The sequence below is a fragment of the Moraxella sp. CTOTU47616 genome (assembly GCF_032017465.1).
GTDB lineage: Bacteria > Pseudomonadota > Gammaproteobacteria > Pseudomonadales > Moraxellaceae > Faucicola > Faucicola tetraodonis.
The window spans coordinates 209,577-228,441 of the sequence record NZ_DALZPU010000004.1 but is presented as its reverse complement, the minus strand read 5'-3'; the positions used below and the strand labels follow the sequence as shown (position 1 = coordinate 228,441).

Here is an 18,865-nt window from a genome sequence, read left to right as displayed (position 1 = left end):
GCGTTTGTTTTTGACCTTTAAATACAAGAAATTTCAGTACATAAAATCAGTCTTTATAACTTTCATCTGCGGCATCAGGGTCAGCGATATCACCAATAGTCGGATAGTGCTCTTCGCTAAAGCTATCCTCAACCAGTAATTCATCAATCCGCTGCTCATCAATATTTTGGCGATGAATCGCGGTCAAACCACTTTCACCCGCTTCAATATGGCTTGATGACAAGGATTCATCATCCAATTGCACAGTAAAACTATCCGAATCAATATCGGTCAAATTGCTAGATGTTGGTTTGGCTTTCATTGTTGTTCCTTCATTTTGATTTATTGTTTATTATCAGTGTTATGGCGTTATCATAGCCAGTAATCAGCATGACATCTATGTTGCCAATGTGATATTTGTGTTATGTTATCGAAAACAGTTTTTCGCACAGACAGCGTTTTTAACAATTTTTATGGATAAAACAGGAAGTGACTATGTTTAAAAATCTTGCCTCAGATGCATTGGGTTTAAGTGACATCGGTAAAATCATCCCAGCCAGTCAGTTTAACCAAACCGATATTGATGACTATATTTTTCATGAAGATAACGAGCGCATTTATTTTGTGATTAAGTCAAAAATGGACGAATATTGCTTTACCAATGTCGCCTTTATCCACCTTGATGGGCAGTCGGCGACCAGTAAAAAACGCTTGCTAAAACGCTATCCGTACCGCAATTTTCAGCCCGCCAATATCATGATTGAGACCGCAGGCACGATGGATATGGATGCTGAGCTAAAATTTAGCTTGGGCGGTGTGGCGTTTTCGATTGATATCGACAAAAATCAAATCGAGCAAATCCGCGACATCTATAAGGCGCTGACTGCGATTAGCGAGCAGTGCAAACGCATTGCCCATGAAGAAACGGTGCTAGAAAAATCCTTTAATACCGTCACCAGTATGTTTAGCTTACGCGAATTGTCAGAAAACGTGGTGCTCAATTTGCCGGATGTCATCAACCAAACTGTCGCACAAGTAGAAAATGCCTATGGCGAGCGTTTAAAGACCATTCGTAATTATGACTTTGGGGCGATTTTTGAGCATTATTTGCGTCAATAATTGCTAAAATTTATGCAAACTGTACTCACCGCCTACGCTGAGCAAGGTATCAAACTTGCGATTGAAAGCAAACGGGTCAAACATATCAACTTTCGTATCAAATCGATTGATGAAGCACCGTTTACCAGCTTGCTCAGCGTGTCTTATCCCATGCGTATGCCACAACACCTGCTGATGCAATCGCTTGAACATCGCCTTGCATGGGCAATCGACTGTCAGCAAAAACAACGAAAACTCAAAGAACTTAAAGCCAAAAAACCTGCCTATATCAATGATGTCAAAGATTTGGCAAATTTGACCCTTGAAAGCAACATTTATTTTGAAGGGCAACAGGTTGTGCTTAAAGACTTATTGTTAAAGCACCACATAAAACCAAGCGAGCTGGCGCGAGTGGATGTTGGCAAAACCTTACGCCATATTTATAAATTTTGGCTCACTCAATTTATCCAAAACCGCCAAGCGTTTTGGCAAGACAAAGTGGGTAAATCCGCCAATAGCATCACGCCTTACACCATGAAGACCCGATGGGGCAGTTGTAGCACCCAAGCCAAAACCATTCGCTTGTCGGTTTGGCTGGCGCAATTTCCCCCAGACTGCGCGGATTATGTGTTGGTGCATGAGCTTTGTCATCTGATTGAGCCCAATCATTCGGCACGATTTTGGGCGCAAGTGGCACGAGTCATGCCAGATTACAAACATTGGCATGATAAGTTGAAATTTGGGGATTTATAAATGAAAAAAGCCATATCGCTTTGATATGGCTTTTTTGCAAGCATAAAAATATAATAGCAGAGTTTGGCGTGACGTTATGCTAAACGAGCCGTTAAGCTTGGACTTAACACTTAACGGAGTAAAGAACGATGAAACGCTGTTTAATCATCATCGTTCTTGTTGTCCTAATGCTGTTAAGCAGTAACGCTTATTAGACGGACGCAAGACAGCGTGGCAGTTGCTGGAACAACTAAAACGCTGGGGCTTTCGGGAAACCGTTAGCCCACTCCTTGTCTTTATTATAAAGTTGCAAATCCTCAAAATCAATCTGTTAAAATGTAATCAGATTGCATTTTTTCACGAAACCCATCTTTTTCACGATACCATTGATGACGGCGTTTAGAATTGTGTTTCCAACTTTTTGCATATTTGAACGCATAAGTTGGTTTGTCATCCCAAATATGCGGTAAATGCTTACCACGCTTGGGGCGTAGCTTGATGTTATAGTCCCAATATTCCGCTTTGTGCAAATAATGAAATGAGCGTTCTTGTTGCGTTCTAAAGTAGCTATAAATCTGATTGCGTAAATTTGGATAACGACAACTTTCCCACGGAAAATAGATTTTCTTACGCCCAGAACTGCGATATTGAACTTTGGTTTTTTTGTGAGTTTTTTCAAGTTTTTGCATAATAGATTTTTCCTAAGTTAAAAAACTTAGAAAAAATCCAATTTGTAATAATTCATCGTTGATTGCCTGTAGAAAATTCGGTCTAAAAACAAAATTTGGGTTAAAATTTTGTTTTATCCTAGCATCTATTTAAAATTTCGTAAAATTGAAAAAGAAAATATCATGAACAAAATTCATTATCAATTCGACTTTAAACGCTTCCGCGAACACCTTGTCGATGTCACGCTTACGTTTACTGCGGACAACGACAACCCAATCGTTTGGCTACCTGCTTGGATTGCGGGTAGTTATATGATTCGAGAATTTAGCAAACACATTACGGCAGTCACTGCCACCATCCATGACCCCAACGCCAAGAACAATCAACGCCTTAAAAAACTTGATAAAAACCACTGGCAAATCCACGCCAAACAAGGCGACCGCATTAGCGTCACTTATGAAGTCTATGCTTATGACTTATCCGTGCGTGGGGCATATGTCGATGAAACTCGCCTGTACGGCAACTTCACCTCCCTAGCATTAGCGGTACAAGGGCAAGAAAACCAAGCGATTAAAGCCGAACTCATTTGCCCGCAAGACTTTTATGAGGTAAACGGCGTGGAAGTCAGCCTAGCCACTGTTTTACCCGAAAAAATGCACCAACAAGCCGAACAAACCATCTATCAGCTAACTGCCGACAACTACGAGCAACTCACCGACAGCCCGTTTGAAATCGCTGAGCAAGATGAATTTTGGTTCGATGTAAAAAGTGGCGAAAACACCATTCCCCACCGATTTGTGATTTCTGGCGTACACCACAGCGACCTTGAACGGCTAGAAACTGACCTTAGCAAAATTTGTCAAAGCTATGTCGATTGGCTCGGTGATACGCCGTTTGATGATTATCTGTTTATGACCATAGCAACTTCAAGCGACTATGGCGGGCTTGAGCACCTTGCCAGTACCAGTTTGATTACCCCACGAGATGACCTACCCACATTTTTTGAACAAGCTGAGCCAAGCGAGAGTTATCAACGCTTTTTGGGCTTGTGTAGCCATGAATATTTTCATGCGTGGTGGGTTAAAACCGTGCGTCCCGAAGTCTTTTTAACCGCCAATTTTAACCAAGAGACTTACACCACCTTGCTATGGGTGTTTGAAGGCTTTACCAGTTATGTGGATGATTTTATGCTACAAAAAAGCGGGGTTATTTCGCAACATAGCTATCTGAAGCTGCTTGCTGAACAAATCAATCGCTACTATCAAACCCACGGGCGCGCCTTGCAAAGCGTGGCAGAATCAAGCTTTGATGCGTGGATAAAACTATATCGTAGCGATGAGAACACCGCCAATGCCGGGATTAGCTACTACAACAAAGGCGCGCTGGTGGCGTTATGTTTAGACTTGACTTTGATAAACCATGGCAAACGTATTTTTGATGTGATAAAAGTTTTTTATGATAAAGCCAAAGCCCAAGATAATCGCCGTTTTGGTATGACGGACGCCAATCTAGATGACGTCATGAATGAATGTTTACCCAAAGAGGTTTGGCAAGATTTTAGAGCCAATTATATCGACGGCACCACAGAATTACCGCTATTTGAACTGTTGTCAGAACAGGGTGTGAGTATTGAGCAAAAAGACGATGATATTACTTGGGGCATGAAATATATGAGCGAGCCTACTGGGTTAAAAGTGCAACGTGTTGTGCGAAATAGCCAAGCCGCCGCTGCAGGGATTTCTGCTAATGACGTCATCGTGGCAATTGATGGGTTAAAGGCGAGCGAAAAATGGCTAAAATCTACGGCTAAAACCCAAACAATTAGTGAAGACCCTGCCGTGTGTCATGTATTTCGCCGTGATGAGCTGCTGGTGCTTGAAGTGCCACCCGTGAGCGACTCGCATGTTAAACAACCGCTAATATGGACGCTGTTAGCGGGTGAAAATACAAGCCTCACCAAATGGCTGCAGTGGAAATAACTTGCAAAAATAAAGCAAATCTAGTAAAATTCGGCTTCCAATTTTATCAATCCATCCTGTGTTGGCTTTAATCGGTTGGGTGTTTGGGTGAATTTTTAGCAAAATAAAGATTCATGCCACGCATACTAACTGCAGACCAAAGGGCAGGATAATGACTAGAGACCTAACCATGCGCGCAGATATCCATCCAGCTTATCAAGAAGTTTTATTCCACGACACCAACGCTGACGTTTACTTTTTAACTCGCTCTACTATCAAATCAAAAGTAACTCGCGAATACGAAGGTAAAGAATACCCATACGTCGCACTCGATATTTCAAGTGCCTCACACCCATTCTATACTGGCGAACAACGTAAAACCCAAAACGAAGGTCGTGTGGCAAGCTTCAACAAACGTTTCGGCGCATTTGCAGGTCGTAACAAAAAATAAGTTTAATCGCTTATTATCAAAAACCCTTTGCAATCGCGAAGGGTTTTTTATTGGCTGGAATGGGACATACTAGACAGTCACTAACAATACGCCAAAAAAAGCCCACCGAAGTGAGCTTTTTTTGGGTTTATTTATTTAGGTTTAATAGGAATGAATTTTTACGTTTTTCGGTAGTAACAATTCTTTTTTGAGTGGCAACTGCGGTGATAACTCAAACAAGGCGCGGCGATATACATTACGTTTAAATGCCACCACTTGGTTAAGTGGATACCAATAACTGACCCATTCCCAGCGGTCAAATTCAGGTTTTGCCGTATCAAAACGGATATGTTCTACATTGTTCTCATCTAGCTGGAGCAAAAACCATTTTTGTTTTTGTCCAATACACAAAGGATATTGTCCTTGTCGTACAAAACGTTTTGGCAACCGATAACGCAGCCAATTTTGGGTTTGTGACAACACTTTGACATGCTGAGGATACAGTCCGACTTCTTCCCACAATTCTCGATACATTGCATCAAGCGGCGTTTCACCAAAATCAATGCCACCTTGTGGAAACTGCCAAGCATCGTGACCCACGCGTTTTGCCCACAGTACTTGTCCGTGTGTATTTGCCAAGATGATACCTACGTTGGCTCGAAAGCCGTCTGCATCAATCATGACGATTACCTTCAATTTAATGGTTAAAATCGGCAGGCAATCACATTATCAAGTTTTTTGGGTCGCAAGGTTTACACACATCCTTGCAGACCATTATTAAAGTTTTGGTCAATCAAATCATCGGGCATAAACCCATCTCTACCAACAGACGCTTATTTTATTATTATTACTAAAAAACATGGACAATGTAATCACTGCCTTTATTACCCACTATTAAACCAGTTTTTATGTCAAAAGTGTAATGTTTATTTGCTATAAATTGTTTCACGGACATAAAAAGCGCATAATATCGCTTGATTTTATACAGAATATTTTTTTAAAAAATTAAAACATCTGGGGATAGTATGAAAGCAACGGTAAATTGGTTAAAAAACGAAGACATTAATTTTGCAGCCGTGACTGAAAATGGCAATAAAATTATCATGGATTCAACCGAAAAATTGGGTGCAAAACCCATGGAAATGGTTTTGATGGGGCTTGGTGGCTGTGCCAGTTATGATGTGGTCAGTATCCTGCAAAAAGCCCGTCAAGCGGTGAGCGATGTAGAGTGTCAGCTATCGGCTAAGCGTGCCGACACGATTCCTGCGGTATTTACTGATATTCATTTGCATTTTGTGGTCAAAGGCAATGCTATCAAAGAAGCGCAGGTTAAAAAAGCCATCGAATTATCGGCAGAAAAATACTGCTCAGCCAGTCGTATGCTAGAAAATGGCGGTGTCAAAATCACCCATGACTATGAAATCATTGATGATACCTCTAGTGAAATGACTGATAAAACGGTTAAAGGTTAGGGAATAACGGCATGTTTTCCTACTTAAGTGCTATCCCTGCCACCAATAGCAGCGTGGTGCTGGCAATGATGGTTGCCAGTTTATTGCCCTTGGTGTTTGCGATATTGGCAAAGGTCTTTGGCGGATTTAAAAGCAAAGACAATGCCAATCCGCGCGAGTTTTTGGGTAAACAAACGGGCGCGGCAGCGCGCGCCAATGCCGCGCAGCAAAATAGCTATGAAACCTTGCCAGTATTCTTGGCAGCGGTGATTGTGGCGTTGCTATTTTTTGTACCGCTATCAGTGGTGACCCAGTTGGCGTGGTTGTATGTGATATTACGGATTATTTATGGGTTGGCGTATATTGCCAATTGGGCAACTTTTCGCTCAATCATTTGGGCACTGAGCCTAGCATGTCCAATGATGCTGTTTTATCTTGCGATTCGGTTGAGTTAGTTTTTATAATCTAGAACAACTTTTGAATTTATTTTAAGATTGACGGTGCTACTTGTAGTATCGTCAATTTTTTTTAATCTAGTTGAAAAATTTTTGAAGTTGATAAATTAATTCATATTCAAATTTGGTAATAGAAATATGTATTTAGAAGATAGTACTCAATCACGCAAAAAAATACTCATAGGAAGGGTAAGGGAAATTATTGATATTTCTTATAAAATTCTTATCCAAAAAATTGGCAATGGTACTATCAATGCGTGGAATGAAGCTTCATTTCAGCTGGAATTTGGTAGCATTTTAAAAACGGTCGGGAACTTATACGAGTTTAGTACAGATGATAAGTTTCATATGGAATTTGAGAGTGGCAAATTACTAAATGCAATAACTAATAAAAGTAAATCGAAAAAAGCAAGAATAGATATTTATATGGAATATAAAAATCCTAATTTAAGCGTTAAAACAGCGATTGAATTAAAATTTTTTAAGCGTGAAAATTATAGAGAGCCAAATAATCGCTATGATGTTTTTCAAGATATAAGAAATTTAGAAATCTATAAAAATAATGATATAGATTTATGTTTTTTTGTTTTAGGTACAAATCATCCTCATTACTTCAATGCAGAACAATATTCACTCGATACTTCTGATTTTGATTTTAGGCAAGGAAGTATATATAAAAAGGGCACATCTCTAATTTATAATACACAAAAACCTTATGGTGCTGAAATTGTTTTGGATAGTGATTATGAGTTTAAATGGCAGGAAATAGGGAATTTTTATTTCTTAAAACTCGAGGTTTAAAACAAGTATCAATTAAGACAGATATACATCTAATCAAAGATATTTAGCTAATAATTTTAACATCTCATCAAGATTTTTAATTTTTTTGGCATTTTGCCAAAGCTCGCTGGCTTCTTCATAGCCTTGGGTTAACATGCCAAGCCATTGTTTGTAACGTCCCACCAGCATATTGTCGCTACGGGCATGTCCTTGCAAAAACGCAATTTGTAGCTTAAGTAGCGTGTGCCAAGCCATATTTTCTGCCCTGTCACCTTTATCCATCGCTTTGATTTGATTCACTAAGTCAGGACGAGTGACCGCACCACGTCCGAGCATGATATGTGGGGTGTTGGCTTGTTTGCGGCAACGCATGGCTTGTTCAGTCTGCCAAATTTCGCCATTGGCAATAATCGGTAAGCTTAACCGCTGGGTCAGGGGCGCGATTAACTCCCAATAGGCAGGGGGTTTATAGCCTTGGGTTTTGGTACGGGCGTGGATGGTCAGCCAACTGGCATTGGCTGATTGCACCGCATCGCCGATTTCTTGGGTTAGTGAGGTATCTTCATAGCCGAGTCGGATTTTTGCTGATACAGGCGTATCTGATGGTACGGCTTGGCGTACTGCATGGATGATTTGATACAAGGTTTCAGGTTCGGTGAGCAACACCGAGCCACCGCGGTGACTATTGACAGTTTTAGCAGGGCAACCAAAGTTAATATCAATGGCTAACGCACCAAGCTCGACCGCTTTGACGGCATTACCTGCCATCAAGTCGGGCTCACTGCCCAATAACTGTACATGTACTGGCGTGCCGTGAATGGTTTTGCCTTTTAAACCATCCTCATGCAAAAGTTCGGGTACAAATTTATAAAACACATGCGCGGGCAGGACGTGCTGGGTGACGCGAATGAACTCACTCACCGTCCAGTCGTAATGCCCGATACTGGTTAAAATATCCCGCATCAATGGGTCGGTCAGTCCTTCCATCGGCGCAAGGACAATTTGCGGCTGGGTAAAATCGGTGCTAAACTGCGATAAGTGACTAGCCATAAATCACCTTTTTATCTTTGAGTCCGTGAATCAAATCTTGAATATTAAAAATATCCAAATTTATCTTGGCGCGCGTACAGGCGACATACAATAAGCGCAATTCTTCGGGGGAGATTTTTACCGCCTGAGAAGTCACATCATAATAAAAATCATTGTCAATTTGCACCCGTGACCATTCCAACCCTTTGGCTTTATGCGCTGTAGAGATGATATAGTCGGCTTTGTCCAGTGTGGTCAAGCTATTGATTGCCTGGTTTAGCGTTTCGGTGCCATGTTCATCGACCAGTTTGACGAGGGTTTTTAAATCGCTGCCTTCGCTCGTCTCGCTATAATCCTGCACGTCGCGCCAATTGTTAAAGTAGGCAAGCTCAGGCACACCATACGCCGCTTGTCCTTTTTTTAGACGTTCGGCAGATTGGCTAAATTTAAGCAAACGGTCTGTATCAGCTTGTAGCGCAACTTTATGTCCCATTTTAAGCCCAGATAACAGATTGACCATGGCACTGGCATTGGTACGGCAAAGAATGGCATCTTTTTGACCATGCACCATACTTTTGCCTAAGGTAGACGCCATCGCAGGATTGCCGCGCAGTGGCACCTCTTCTTGCAGCGCTTTTAAAAACCCATTCGCCACATCAGCAATTTGGTCGCCAAATCGAAACGATTGGGTAAGCAAGGTTTGGGGTAGCGGCAGGCGCTTCATGGCATTGACAGCGCCGCGCCATTCATAGATTTGCTGATGCGCGTCACCCACATAGATAACTTGGTTGGGCTGATTGGACAAAATCCCCATCATCAAGGGGTCGGCATCTTGCGCTTCATCAAATAAGATAAAATCCGCAGGAATCACCGGTTTAGATAGCGCCCAGAGTTTAAGGTAAATATCATGCCCAATCCCGCCAGGGTGGCGCGGGTCAATCGACTGTTGCCAGCGGCGCTCTACATACGGGTATAAGGTATCGCGCAGCTGCTCAGCTTCACTGGCAACCAACCAGTCAGGAAACTGCAAATGGCGCGGCGCGGGGTAACTGGCATGGGTACTACAAAACGTGCTCACCGCATCGGACACAAATCGCGCTTGTCGCTCTGGCGTTAAGGTCACAAACTGGCTTTTGCCTTCAATTTGGCGTTTGACTTGCACAGGGGTCAACCCCAAATCTGAGGCGAGGCGACTGGGAGAAAAACGCGGTAGTTGCAGTTTTGCGGTGATATCGCGAGCGGTATGACGAAATGCCAATGAGTGAAAAGTACGACAGTCAACATGGTGGGGGAATTTACGCTGCGCTTCTGCAGCAATTGCTTTGTTAAATGCCAAATAAACCCCACGACCACGTAGCTGATTGCCAATCAGATTAAGCGTGGTGGTTTTGCCTGCGCCTGCATACGCCACCACCTTAAACGACTGGCGCGTGAGTGCCATATCGACAGCCTGCTGCTGCTCACCCGTTGGGCGTTGGGTCGGGCTGTGGACAGGGGATTGATTGGGGATAACGCTGGGGTTTGACATAAGGCCATTGCTAAAAGAAAAGTGAGCTATTTTAGCAAAATTTGGCAAGTTTTGCTCAGTTTCCTTTATTTACTAGGCATTTATTTACTAGCGTTTATTTACTAAGTGGGGATGAATGAGAGGTTGATTCGATTTTAGCTGTATCCCGCCAGATTAGCTGTTGTTCTGTAATAACGCTTTCTCTTTAACCAATACCCGCGCCATCACTAGACCGAGTTCAAACAATAACCACATCGGGATAGCCAGCATCACCATCGACAAGCCATCTGGCGGTGTCACCAATGCCGCAATACCAAAACAACCCACGATGATGTAACGGCGTTTTTGCGCCAAGCTATCCACCGTCACTACCCCAGCCAACACCAGTAGCAGTGTCAACACAGGAATCTCAAAGGTTGCCCCAAACACCAAAAACAGCTTGAGCACAAAATTTAGATAGCTTTCGATATCGGTCATCGGTAGCACATTGTCGGGGGAGAATTTGATAAAAAAAGCCAGCACGCTTTTGAGCACGACATAATAGGCAAACGCAATCCCCAGATAAAACAAAATCACCGATGACAATAGCACGGGTAGGGCGATACGTTTTTCATGCTTATACAGCCCTGGTGCGATAAACGACCAAATCTGGTACAAAATATACGGCATTGCCAAGATAACAGCTAGATACAGCGTCAATTTAATCGGTGCCAAAAATGACGAGGTGATATCGGTTGCAATCATAGAAGAATTGACTGGCAACAACGCCGTTAACGGGGCGGAAAAAATATCGTAGATTTCCCGCGAAAAGCCCGCCAATGCCAAAAAAATCACCAATACCGCCGCAAAACCGTGAATCAAATGACGGCGCAGTTCAATCAAATGCTCAGTAATGGGCATATCTACCAGAGTGTTGTCTTGCGATGGTCTATCATCTTTAGCTTGTTCAATGGCTAATTGTTCAGGCGTTTTTTTGGTTTTGATAAGCTTAATCACTGGGCAACTCCACCCAAACTTGACAACTTGTGCAGTAGCGGATCGGCTTGATAATTGGGTAAAAACGGTGGATTGGGAAGACGTCTGACACGGTCATAATCACTGAGCAAAAACCAACGATAATACATTGGCTCAGTGGCAGCAAATAGGGCTTCATGTAAGTCTTTAGCCACTGCATCGGCTTCGACATCAGCTTCTAGACTCAGCAAATAATCATCTGCTTTAGTTTCTGTCAGATAAGATTCGTCAGATGGCTTGTCTAGTGAATTATCTAGTGGCTTGTCTGGTAAAAGCGCGGTGATATCCGTTGTTGGCTTAGCTAAATGACTAGGTGGCTTATGATTGGAAGGTTCATGACTGGGTGATTCATGGCTGAGTGGTTCAGGGGGTAGTCTAACTGCGTTAGTATCATGAACAAGACTAGGGGTTGTATCAGCCGATTGATTGTGAGCTTGCATCGAAGGCACTTTGCCATGTTGCTGTAGTTCGCTCACACTGCTGCGCAGCGCTTCCATCTCGCGCTTCATATCAACTTCAGCTTGGCGGATTTTTTCCAGCTCAAGCTGCATTTGCTTGCGCGTTTCGGCAAGATCAAGTTCCGCTTCAATTTCTGATTGCAGTGTTGCAACCGTACGGCGGAATTTGGCATACCACTGACCTGCAGTACGCGCCGCTTGGGGGAGTTTTTCAGGGCCCAGCACAATCAGTGCAATCGCCCCAAATAACAGTATTTCGGAGAAACCTATATCAAACATAACAACCGTGGCAGCTAGGGATTAAAAACCAAAGAAAAAGTAACGACTAGGGTTTAAACGTTATGTTTATCTTGTTGGGTCTGCGTGGTATTGAGTTCAGCTTTTTCGTGTTCAAGGACACGGTTTTTGTTCAGATGCTGCTCGTTTTCATCTTTGACCGCATCTTTAAAGCCTTTAACGGCACCACCCAAATCTTTACCGGCATTTTTCAGTTTTGAAGTGCCAAAAATGACCACAACAACAACCAGTAAAATTAACCAATGTGTGATTGAGAAACTACCCATGAGAATATCCTTTGATTAACCTTGACAATAGGGGTGAGGACAATATGAATTTGCAGTGTAACACATAACCATTGCGTTGACATAACTGTGCAAAAAACGGTGTGCAACACGGCGAATTTTTTGCACTGATAGCCAGCAATACTCAGGAATTATCGACTGTTTAGTGGCGCTTACTTAAGGGATTTGACGTGCGGCTTTTTCATCGATACCCGATAAGCCAAAACGTCTTGCCAATTCATTGGTGACAGCCCAAGACGGTATATTAAACCATGCCAATGTGACCATTGTGTGAAACCAAACATCAGCAACTTCATATACCAAATCTTTCACCGCGGTATCATCGGCGACGGCTTCATAAGGGGTATCGTTGGCAATGTTGATATCTTTGGCAGCGATAATGGCTTCGGTGGCTTCTTCACCGACTTTTTCTAAGATTTTGTTGATACCTTTATGGTATAAGCTTGCCACGTATGAGCTATCAGGATTGGCATCTTTACGCTCAATCAATACTTTATCTAACGCGGTTAAAATATCCGCTGACGTCGTAGGGGTTTGTGTCGGATTGCTTGAAAGCTGCGAGTGTTCATGAGTTGGTTTAGCGTTGTCACCATAAATCGCATCAGGGTCTTTGATGATCGCATCAGTGATTTGCCATTGTAGCTGTCCGTGGTCATCGGCAAGCAGACGATAAAAACAAGACTGCCGACCCGTGTGGCAAGCAATCCCCCCCACTTGGGTGACTGATAACACAATCACATCAGCATCGCAGTCTAAGCGGATTTCATGGACTTGCTGAAAATGCCCAGAGCTTTCGCCTTTGTGCCATAATTTACCGCGAGAGCGTGACCAATACACGGCTTGCATTTTTTCAGCAGTCAGACGTAATGACTCGCGATTCATCCATGCCATCATCAAAATGCGCCCGGTATGAAAATCTTGAGCGACTGCAGGCATGAGCCCATTGTCATCAAATTTTAGTGTATCTAGCCAATTCATATTCACGCCCTGTATCATACTATGCAAGCTCTAACCAAAAAAAAGCACCCATCAAGCGATGCGTGCATTTATCATAATTCATCAAGCCCTAAATCTCAAAGGGTTTCACATCTAAGGCTTCTTTGATGGTAGCTGATAACGGGATTTCTTGGCTTTGACGATAGTCATACGCCACAAAGCCCATTTTGGCATACGCCACCAAGGAGTCATCAAACATCCGCGAGACTTTAAACACAAAATCCCCACCCAAATCGGTTAAATGCTGCACGCCGACTTCAAATAACAGTTCTTCACGCGCTCGTGCCCGATCAAGTATTTGGGTCTCGATATGATTAATGACCAAGCCTTGGTACTCAGTATTAACCTCTTTAATGCCTTTTGAATATAAAAAACGAAAACGGGCTTCGGTAAGCAATGCCACCAAATTTTCAACCGTTAAATGTTGTGCTAATCCAATTTCGGTATTGCGCACGCGCATGACGGTCTCAAACACGAAATGGGCAACTTCAATATTTGTGCTTAACGTTGACAAGAATTCTAACCTCATGATGTTGATGTTGATGTTGATGTTGATGTTGATGTTGATGTTGATAAGAGAGTATTACACATTAAACTTTTCAGAAACTTAAGAGCACGATAAATACCTTAAGGTCAAACAAACTAACGTAAACTGTGTCCAAAATAGGGCTCACTTATCACTTTTAGCCAATTTAACCGCAGTTTTCATAAACTAATTTGTTAACTTAATTAATGTAATTCCGTGATAGATTTACCAAGTCTTTATGCTAAGTAATTGATATAATTTATTTTTTAAAAATTCTACAAACAGCCCTTAATAATAATTTATCTATTATAGTAGAGAAATATTAAAGTAACATCAATAAAATAGATGTCAAAGAAAAATTAGTGATAACATTAGCGTGCATTCACGAATGATTTTTGATAAAATACCGCCTCCCACCTCAAGGCAAAAAATCCAGTGTGATGAGGATTTTTTGACAAACAGGTTAACTTCACTTGATAAAGATGTTTAATCCTTGTCAAAAACGAACAAGAGGCTATCATGAAATTAAAAACTCGCCGTGGTGCTGCCAAGCGTTTCAAAAAAACTGGTAACGGTATCAAACGCAAACAAGCATTCAAACGCCACATTTTGACCAAAAAATCTCCTAAGCGTATCCGTCAATTACGTGGATGCAAATTGGTACACGTGTCTGATGAGAAACGTGTTTACCGTATGTGTCCTTACCTATAATTTATAGGTATTCAATCAACTGATATTACAAAACTTTAGGAGTAAATTATGGCTCGTGTAAAACGTGGTGTACAGGCAAATCGCCGTCATAAAAAAGTATTGGCTCGTGCAAAAGGTTATTACGGTGCGCGTTCTCGTGTTTTCCGTGTTGCTGTACAAGCAGTTACCAAAGCTGGTCAATATGCGTATCGTGACCGTCGTAACAAAAAACGTTCATTCCGTCGTTTATGGATTGCACGTATCAATGCGGGTGCGCGCCTAAATGGCTTAAGCTACAGCCGTATGATCAACGGTCTGAAAAAAGCCAGCATCGAAATCGACCGCCGTGTATTAGCAGACATCGCTATGCATGACGCGCAAGGTTTTACGGCGTTGGCAGAAAAAGCAAAACAAGCACTGGCTGCTTAATTTGTTTTAAAGCGATTTTTCAAAAAGCCATTAAGTGCAAGCTTAATGGCTTTTTTTATCGCCATATTTTAGTTAAAATGCCTATCACTATTGATAACCAAGATTGCAATGCTCATGACAGAAATAACGACTGACAAACTTATCCAATATTCTGAAAATTTAACCGATATCACCCAAGACCAATTCACCCAATTTGTTCAAGATGCCAAAGCCTTAATCAGCACCGCACAAAACCCCCAAGACCTACAAAACATCCGCGTGACTTTAACGGGCAAAAAAAGCCATTTGACCACCTGGTCAAAACAGCTGGGCGGACTCGATGCCGACGGCAAAAAGACCATCGGCGGTATGCTGCATCAAGTACGTGCCCAAATCAATGACAGCCTACAACAAGCGCAAAGCGATTTAGAAGCCAAAGCCTTGGCTGCCAAACTTGCCAACGAATCCATTGACATCACCCTGCCAGCACGTGGACAACAAGCGGGTAATTTGCACCCTGTCACCATGACTGCTGAGCGTATGCAAGGGTTTTTCCGTCAAGCAGGTTTTGAAGTCGCAACAGGTCCTGAAGTTGAGAGCGACTACTACAACTTCGAGGCGCTAAATATTCCAAGCCATCACCCAGCGCGCGCCATGCACGATACCTTTTATTTTAATGCCAATTATGTGCTACGTACCCATACCAGTTCGGTGCAAATTCGCACGATGGAAAAAGGCAACCTGCCGATTCGTATCATCTGTCCAGGACGTGTGTATCGCAACGACAGCGACCAAACCCACTCACCGATGTTTCATCAGCTTGAAGGTTTATATGTCAGCGAATCGACCAATTTTGCTGAGTTAAAAGGCTTGATTCATGAGTTTTTGCAGGCGTTTTTTGGTCGCAAACTTACGGTGCGTTTTCGCCCGTCGTATTTTCCATTTACTGAGCCGTCTGCAGAAGTGGATATCCTTGCCGATACTTATGCAGGTGGGGGCAAGTGGCTAGAAGTGATGGGCTGCGGTATGGTGCATCCAAAGGTATTGTCCGATAGCGGTATTGACCCGACCAAATACCAAGGCTTTGCATTTGGGATGGGGATTGAACGCTTTGCCATGTTGTATTATGGGGTAAATGATTTACGCTTGTTCTATCAAAATGATGTCAGATTTTTAAAGCAGTTTGCTTAGGGGAAAACAATGAAAATTAGCGAAAACTGGTTACGCCAATGGGCAAACCCAAACTTAAGCGCTGAGCAAATTGGCGAACAACTGACGATGGCAGGCTTAGAGCTTGATAGCTTGGATAAAGTCGCCAAAGACTTTAGTGGTGTGGTGGTCGGTGAAGTGATTGACGTCACCCAACACCCCGATGCCGATAAACTGCGCGTTGCCAAAGTGAATGTCGGTGAGCATAGCGAAGCACCCCTACAAATCGTTTGCGGTGCACCCAATGTCGCGGTTGGCGTGCGTGTGCCTGTGGCACTGGTGGGCGCCAAACTGCCGCCTGCACAAGGGGATGAACCCTTTAACATTAAAAAAGGTAAACTGCGCGGCGTAGAATCGCACGGTATGCTGTGCGGTGGTAGTGAGATTGACTGTGATGATGGTGTTGATGGCTTGTTAATTTTGCCAAATGATGCGCCCATTGGCATGGATATACGAGCGTATCTTGGCTTAGACAATCATGTGCTAGATATTTCAATTACCCCAAACCGGGGGGATTGTTTTAGTGTGCGCGGTATCGCCCGTGAGCTTGCAGTACTCAATGATTTAACATTTCAACTGCCCTTTGACAACATCACCGCAGCTGTGACCGACAACGATAGCCCAGCGGTTAGCGTGGAGACCACGGACTGCCCGCGTTATTACGCGCAATTGGTCAGTGGGCTGACAGGCACCACGCCATCACCTGATTGGATGAAACAAGCCCTGAATGCCTCAGGCGTCAAGCCACGTAATCTACTGGTGGATGTTACCAATTACGTATTACTTGAGCTCGGTCAGCCGCTGCATGCGTTTGATGCCGACAAGTTGGTGGGCGCAATTATCGTGCGCCATGCCCAAAAAGGCGAAACCCTTGAGCTTTTAAATGAGCAAACCATTACCTTACAAGGTGATGAGCTGGTGATTGCCGATGAACAAGGTGTCATTGCGTTAGCAGGGATTATGGGTGGGCTTCGCACCGCAGTGACCGATAGCACGACCCGAGTGGTAATCGAGAGCGCATTTTTCAAACAGTTGGCGATTGCAGGTAAAGCACGCCGTTTTGGCTTGCATACCGATGCGTCACAGCGTTTTGAGCGGGGTGTTGATTTTGAATTGCCAAAATTGGCACTCGACCGCGCGGTCAATCTATTGGCAACATTTGGCAAGGGCTCAAGTGAGGTTAAGGTCGGTCAAATCACGCTGGTTGAAAACACCGCTGAACTGCCAAAACGTACGCCAGTGACGCTACCGATTGTCAGTATCAATAAATTGTTAGGCGCGGATATCGCCACCGACAAAGCCATTGAGATTTTAGAGAGTCTACAAATCAGCACCGAGGTACAAGGCGAAAATCTGGTTGCCACGCCGCCGAGCCATCGTTTTGATATCGCCTTGCCCGAAGATTTGATTGAAGAAATCGCCCGCATTTATGGCTATAACAATATTGCCAACAAACTGCCGGCGTTTACCAGTAACTTGTTTGACAATAAACGCCAAAATGATCTGCATAACTTAAAAATGAGCTTGGTCAATCAAGGTTATTTTGAAGCAGTGAGTTTTAGTTTTAGTGATGCCAAAGTCGAAGCTTTGTTTGATGGGGCGCATTTTGCTGCACCACTCGCGCTTGCCAATCCAATCTCAAGTGACTTAGCGGTCATGCGTCGTACCCTGCTGTCTAGTTTGTTGCCTTGTGTGCAATATAACTTAAACCGTCAACAAAACCGCGTGCGTCTGTTTGAGACGGGTCTGCGTTTTGATGGCAGTGATATCGCAAGCTTAAACCAAGTGGACACCTTGGCGATGGTGGCAGTCGGCAGCACTCATCCAGAGCAGCATCATGACAGCCGTGTGATGGATTTTTATGACCTAAAAAATGACGTCGAATCGGTTTTTCCGCGGTTTGCGCAGTCTGCTATCCGTTATCAACGTAGCGAGCAGCCGTTTTTACACCCCGGTCAAAGTGCCGATGTACACTATCAAGGCAAGGTGATTGGCTGGTTAGGTCAGTTGCACCCACAGATTGCCAAAGCCTTGGATTTGCCGACCAGTTGGGTGGCACAGCTGAATTTACAGGCGGTGATTGACATGCACCAGCAGGCATTGACCATCATGACGCCAAGTAAATTCCCACAAGTACGCCGTGATATCGCTGTAGTGGTAGATAAGTCGATTGCTATGCAATCAATGAAGGATACTATCAAACAAGTCGGGGGCGAGCTATTAAAAGATGTGTGGTTGTTTGATGTATATGCTGGCAGTAACCTGCCTGAAAACCAACAATCGCTTGCTTTTGCACTGGTGTGGCAAGACGTCGAAGCCACGCTTTCTGACGAGCGTATTAATGCACAAATGGAAGCTGTCATCGCTGCGCTACATGAGCAGTATCACGCAACGCTACGTATGTAATCTTGGACTAGCAAATTATGACAGTCGATACAATGTTTTTCTTTGATTTTAAAGTAAAAATAACTATCGACTGTATTTGCTAGAATCGCTAGAATAGGAACATTTAGTAGGGTGGGTATGATAATGAATATGCAAGTTGAAGGAAAAACCTTAACCAAATTAGAAATGATCAATCATTTGATGGAAAATTTGGGCATGACGCGCCAAGACAGCCGCGCATTTGTGGAGAATTTTTTTTCAGAGTTGTCGGAGACGTTGACCAAAGGTCACCAAGTCAAGCTATCGGGGTTTGGTAACTTTGAAATCAAGGATAAAAGCCAACGTCCAGGTCGCAACCCAAAGACTGGCGAGATGGTTCATGTCACAGCGCGCCGCGTTGTTACCTTTAAAGCGGGGCAAAAAATGCGTCGCAGTATTGAAGATAAACTATTCACAGAATAACGCGCTTTATTATTTTTTAGATTATTTCCAGTTAATTTAGGCGTTTTA

General features: G+C 43.2%; 22 protein-coding genes. 12 read left to right on the top strand and 10 right to left on the bottom strand.

Annotated elements, in window-relative coordinates; translation table 11 throughout:
- Positions 1-46: 46 nt before the first annotated feature.
- Positions 47-301: a hypothetical protein gene (locus tag RTS10_RS06710; RefSeq protein WP_095356739.1), complete on the bottom strand. Its 255-nt coding sequence runs from the start codon at positions 299-301 to the stop codon at positions 47-49.
- Positions 302-474: 173 nt separating this feature from the next.
- Between RTS10_RS06710 and RTS10_RS06705 the strand changes: the two genes are divergently transcribed.
- Both RTS10_RS06705 and RTS10_RS06700 read left to right on the top strand, forming a co-directional pair.
- Positions 475-1,098 carry a PH domain-containing protein gene (locus RTS10_RS06705; protein ID WP_312523592.1) on the top strand — a complete coding sequence of 208 codons (624 nt, stop codon included), beginning with the start codon at positions 475-477 and terminating at the stop codon, positions 1,096-1,098.
- Between the two features lie 12 nt (positions 1,099-1,110).
- Positions 1,111-1,830 (top strand): M48 family metallopeptidase, encoded by a 720-nt coding sequence (locus tag RTS10_RS06700; protein WP_312539709.1) that lies wholly within the window; start codon positions 1,111-1,113, stop codon positions 1,828-1,830.
- A gap of 302 nt (positions 1,831-2,132) precedes the next feature.
- Here RTS10_RS06700 and RTS10_RS06695 read toward each other — a convergent pair whose 3' ends face one another.
- Positions 2,133-2,498 (bottom strand): hypothetical protein, encoded by a 366-nt coding sequence (locus RTS10_RS06695; protein ID WP_007117225.1) that lies wholly within the window; start codon positions 2,496-2,498, stop codon positions 2,133-2,135.
- Positions 2,499-2,660: 162 nt separating this feature from the next.
- Here RTS10_RS06695 and RTS10_RS06690 point away from each other — a divergent pair, with 162 nt between their 5' ends.
- Both RTS10_RS06690 and RTS10_RS06685 read left to right on the top strand, forming a co-directional pair.
- Positions 2,661-4,457: a M61 family metallopeptidase gene (locus tag RTS10_RS06690; RefSeq protein WP_239741418.1), complete on the top strand. Its 1,797-nt coding sequence runs from the start codon at positions 2,661-2,663 to the stop codon at positions 4,455-4,457.
- 169 nt (positions 4,458-4,626) lie between these two features.
- The gene (locus RTS10_RS06685) at positions 4,627-4,887 is read left to right on the top strand and encodes a type B 50S ribosomal protein L31 (protein ID WP_007117222.1); all 261 of its coding nucleotides are present in this window, start codon (positions 4,627-4,629) and stop codon (positions 4,885-4,887) included.
- Between the two features lie 141 nt (positions 4,888-5,028).
- On the opposite strand, the gene RTS10_RS06680 is transcribed toward RTS10_RS06685, so the two are convergent.
- Positions 5,029-5,547, bottom strand: a complete 519-nt coding sequence (locus tag RTS10_RS06680) for an RNA pyrophosphohydrolase (RefSeq protein WP_036596083.1) — start codon at positions 5,545-5,547, stop codon at positions 5,029-5,031.
- 344 nt (positions 5,548-5,891) lie between these two features.
- On the opposite strand from RTS10_RS06680, the gene RTS10_RS06675 reads away from it, so the two are divergent.
- From RTS10_RS06675 to RTS10_RS06665, 3 genes are all read left to right on the top strand, one after another.
- Complete coding sequence (locus RTS10_RS06675; RefSeq protein ID WP_138018688.1) at positions 5,892-6,338, top strand: OsmC family protein; 447 nt, start codon at positions 5,892-5,894, stop codon at positions 6,336-6,338.
- Positions 6,339-6,349: 11 nt separating this feature from the next.
- Positions 6,350-6,772, top strand: a complete 423-nt coding sequence (locus RTS10_RS06670; RefSeq protein ID WP_312539708.1) for an MAPEG family protein — start codon at positions 6,350-6,352, stop codon at positions 6,770-6,772.
- A gap of 138 nt (positions 6,773-6,910) precedes the next feature.
- Positions 6,911-7,573: a hypothetical protein gene (locus RTS10_RS06665; protein WP_312539707.1), complete on the top strand. Its 663-nt coding sequence runs from the start codon at positions 6,911-6,913 to the stop codon at positions 7,571-7,573.
- Positions 7,574-7,606: 33 nt separating this feature from the next.
- On the opposite strand, the gene RTS10_RS06660 is transcribed toward RTS10_RS06665, so the two are convergent.
- The 7 genes from RTS10_RS06660 to RTS10_RS06630 form a co-directional block, all read right to left on the bottom strand.
- Complete coding sequence (locus RTS10_RS06660; protein ID WP_312539706.1) at positions 7,607-8,602, bottom strand: tRNA dihydrouridine synthase; 996 nt, start codon at positions 8,600-8,602, stop codon at positions 7,607-7,609.
- Positions 8,595-10,109, bottom strand: a complete 1,515-nt coding sequence (locus tag RTS10_RS06655) for a UvrD-helicase domain-containing protein (RefSeq protein WP_312539704.1) — start codon at positions 10,107-10,109, stop codon at positions 8,595-8,597. Before RTS10_RS06655 ends, RTS10_RS06660 begins: the two co-directional genes overlap by 8 nt.
- Before the next feature lie 153 nt (positions 10,110-10,262).
- A complete protein-coding gene (gene tatC, locus RTS10_RS06650; protein ID WP_228274288.1) occupies positions 10,263-10,988 on the bottom strand; it encodes a twin-arginine translocase subunit TatC in 726 nt (241 codons plus the stop codon).
- Between the two features lie 92 nt (positions 10,989-11,080).
- Positions 11,081-11,839, bottom strand: a complete 759-nt coding sequence (gene tatB, locus RTS10_RS06645; protein ID WP_219331858.1) for a Sec-independent protein translocase protein TatB — start codon at positions 11,837-11,839, stop codon at positions 11,081-11,083.
- Positions 11,840-11,892: 53 nt separating this feature from the next.
- Positions 11,893-12,123: a Sec-independent protein translocase subunit TatA gene (gene tatA / locus RTS10_RS06640; protein WP_007117213.1), complete on the bottom strand. Its 231-nt coding sequence runs from the start codon at positions 12,121-12,123 to the stop codon at positions 11,893-11,895.
- 174 nt (positions 12,124-12,297) lie between these two features.
- The gene (gene hisIE, locus RTS10_RS06635; protein ID WP_312539703.1) at positions 12,298-13,119 is read right to left on the bottom strand and encodes a bifunctional phosphoribosyl-AMP cyclohydrolase/phosphoribosyl-ATP diphosphatase HisIE; all 822 of its coding nucleotides are present in this window, start codon (positions 13,117-13,119) and stop codon (positions 12,298-12,300) included.
- An 88-nt stretch (positions 13,120-13,207) separates the two neighbouring features.
- Positions 13,208-13,651: an acyl-CoA thioesterase gene (locus RTS10_RS06630; protein WP_312539701.1), complete on the bottom strand. Its 444-nt coding sequence runs from the start codon at positions 13,649-13,651 to the stop codon at positions 13,208-13,210.
- Between the two features lie 528 nt (positions 13,652-14,179).
- Here RTS10_RS06630 and rpmI point away from each other — a divergent pair.
- From rpmI to RTS10_RS06605, 5 genes are all read left to right on the top strand, one after another.
- Positions 14,180-14,374, top strand: coding sequence for a 50S ribosomal protein L35 (gene rpmI / locus RTS10_RS06625; RefSeq protein WP_036604595.1), 195 nt, complete (start codon positions 14,180-14,182; stop codon positions 14,372-14,374).
- 48 nt (positions 14,375-14,422) lie between these two features.
- Positions 14,423-14,782, top strand: coding sequence for a 50S ribosomal protein L20 (gene rplT / locus RTS10_RS06620; RefSeq protein ID WP_007117209.1), 360 nt, complete (start codon positions 14,423-14,425; stop codon positions 14,780-14,782).
- 114 nt (positions 14,783-14,896) lie between these two features.
- A complete protein-coding gene (gene pheS, locus RTS10_RS06615; protein WP_312539700.1) occupies positions 14,897-15,952 on the top strand; it encodes a phenylalanine--tRNA ligase subunit alpha in 1,056 nt (351 codons plus the stop codon).
- 9 nt (positions 15,953-15,961) lie between these two features.
- Positions 15,962-18,376, top strand: coding sequence for a phenylalanine--tRNA ligase subunit beta (pheT, locus tag RTS10_RS06610; protein ID WP_312539699.1), 2,415 nt, complete (start codon positions 15,962-15,964; stop codon positions 18,374-18,376).
- A 123-nt stretch (positions 18,377-18,499) separates the two neighbouring features.
- A complete protein-coding gene (locus RTS10_RS06605) occupies positions 18,500-18,817 on the top strand; it encodes an integration host factor subunit alpha (RefSeq protein WP_007117206.1) in 318 nt (105 codons plus the stop codon).
- Positions 18,818-18,865 lie beyond the last annotated feature (48 nt).

What these genes read in the sequence shown, in the direction of transcription:
- RTS10_RS06710 (WP_095356739.1), bottom strand. Translation starts at nt 301, where the DNA reads ATGAAAGCCAAACCAACATCTAGCAATTTGACCGATATTGATTCGGAT.
- RTS10_RS06705 (WP_312523592.1), top strand. Translation starts at nt 475, where the DNA reads ATGTTTAAAAATCTTGCCTCAGATGCATTGGGTTTAAGTGACATCGGT.
- RTS10_RS06700 (WP_312539709.1), top strand. Translation starts at nt 1,111, where the DNA reads ATGCAAACTGTACTCACCGCCTACGCTGAGCAAGGTATCAAACTTGCG.
- RTS10_RS06695 (WP_007117225.1), bottom strand. Translation starts at nt 2,498, where the DNA reads ATGCAAAAACTTGAAAAAACTCACAAAAAAACCAAAGTTCAATATCGC.
- RTS10_RS06690 (WP_239741418.1), top strand. Translation starts at nt 2,661, where the DNA reads ATGAACAAAATTCATTATCAATTCGACTTTAAACGCTTCCGCGAACAC.
- RTS10_RS06685 (WP_007117222.1), top strand. Translation starts at nt 4,627, where the DNA reads ATGCGCGCAGATATCCATCCAGCTTATCAAGAAGTTTTATTCCACGAC.
- RTS10_RS06680 (WP_036596083.1), bottom strand. Translation starts at nt 5,547, where the DNA reads ATGATTGATGCAGACGGCTTTCGAGCCAACGTAGGTATCATCTTGGCA.
- RTS10_RS06675 (WP_138018688.1), top strand. Translation starts at nt 5,892, where the DNA reads ATGAAAGCAACGGTAAATTGGTTAAAAAACGAAGACATTAATTTTGCA.
- RTS10_RS06670 (WP_312539708.1), top strand. Translation starts at nt 6,350, where the DNA reads ATGTTTTCCTACTTAAGTGCTATCCCTGCCACCAATAGCAGCGTGGTG.
- RTS10_RS06665 (WP_312539707.1), top strand. Translation starts at nt 6,911, where the DNA reads ATGTATTTAGAAGATAGTACTCAATCACGCAAAAAAATACTCATAGGA.
- RTS10_RS06660 (WP_312539706.1), bottom strand. Translation starts at nt 8,602, where the DNA reads ATGGCTAGTCACTTATCGCAGTTTAGCACCGATTTTACCCAGCCGCAA.
- RTS10_RS06655 (WP_312539704.1), bottom strand. Translation starts at nt 10,109, where the DNA reads ATGTCAAACCCCAGCGTTATCCCCAATCAATCCCCTGTCCACAGCCCG.
- tatC (WP_228274288.1), bottom strand. Translation starts at nt 10,988, where the DNA reads ATGCCCATTACTGAGCATTTGATTGAACTGCGCCGTCATTTGATTCAC.
- tatB (WP_219331858.1), bottom strand. Translation starts at nt 11,839, where the DNA reads ATGTTTGATATAGGTTTCTCCGAAATACTGTTATTTGGGGCGATTGCA.
- tatA (WP_007117213.1), bottom strand. Translation starts at nt 12,123, where the DNA reads ATGGGTAGTTTCTCAATCACACATTGGTTAATTTTACTGGTTGTTGTT.
- hisIE (WP_312539703.1), bottom strand. Translation starts at nt 13,119, where the DNA reads ATGAATTGGCTAGATACACTAAAATTTGATGACAATGGGCTCATGCCT.
- rplT (WP_007117209.1), top strand. Translation starts at nt 14,423, where the DNA reads ATGGCTCGTGTAAAACGTGGTGTACAGGCAAATCGCCGTCATAAAAAA.
- pheS (WP_312539700.1), top strand. Translation starts at nt 14,897, where the DNA reads ATGACAGAAATAACGACTGACAAACTTATCCAATATTCTGAAAATTTA.
- pheT (WP_312539699.1), top strand. Translation starts at nt 15,962, where the DNA reads ATGAAAATTAGCGAAAACTGGTTACGCCAATGGGCAAACCCAAACTTA.
- RTS10_RS06605 (WP_007117206.1), top strand. Translation starts at nt 18,500, where the DNA reads ATGAATATGCAAGTTGAAGGAAAAACCTTAACCAAATTAGAAATGATC.